The 216-nt window shown below is 44.4% G+C and carries 1 protein-coding gene; it reads right to left on the bottom strand.

Annotation, left to right across the window (positions count from 1 at the left end):
- The coding region (locus V6252_RS13375; protein WP_341610762.1) for a MutS-related protein at window positions 1–216 on the bottom strand (216 nt) is incomplete at both ends.

Here is a 216-nt window from a genome sequence, read left to right as displayed (position 1 = left end):
TAACTGTAAGTTGTATGCTAAATAGCGCTTAGCATCCTCTAGCACTTGGGTGGGAATACAAGCAATCTTTGCGCCATGTAACCCAAAGCTAGAACTCGCTGCACAATCTTTAATTTGGTGCAATAGCAATAACTGACCAGCAACTTCACTGGCGGATACATGGACATGACGGATATTAGCTTGGTGGTTACCAGTACCCTTGGTGCATTGTGTCAG

This window comes from Psychrobacter proteolyticus (genome assembly GCF_038155145.1).
Lineage (GTDB): Bacteria > Pseudomonadota > Gammaproteobacteria > Pseudomonadales > Moraxellaceae > Psychrobacter > Psychrobacter proteolyticus_B.
Note: the sequence above shows the minus strand (reverse complement) of the source record. Positions and strands in the feature narration are given on the sequence as shown.